Below are 271 nucleotides of genomic sequence, written 5' to 3'. Positions count from 1 at the left end.
AAATCCCAGCATAACAAGATTGATGCGGCTCAAGTTGTGGGCTCACTCATATCTGGGGGCAAAGGTGTTGCTCTTGACTCAGCAAACAACACGGAGATTGTAGCCTCGATACTCACAGCCGGTAAGCCAGGGGAGAAAACGCCAGAAGAGCAGGCCAAAGCCGATATGACCATTCACTCTGGTGGAAATATTCTCATCAAAGGGGCGCAAGAAAAATACAACCAGCAACAACAATCGTCGACAAGCAGTGTTTTGCATGAGAAATCTTCCG

At 48.0% G+C, this 271-nt stretch carries 1 pseudogene; it reads left to right on the top strand.

The annotated features are described in order from the left end of the window. Positions 1–271 (top strand): annotated as a pseudogene (locus ACFINO_RS10740) (hypothetical protein); the annotation flags it as partial.

It is taken from the genome of Bartonella sp. AA83SXKL, from assembly GCF_042196965.1.
Classification (GTDB): domain Bacteria; phylum Pseudomonadota; class Alphaproteobacteria; order Rhizobiales; family Rhizobiaceae; genus Bartonella.
Note: the sequence above shows the minus strand (reverse complement) of the source record. Positions and strands in the feature narration are given on the sequence as shown.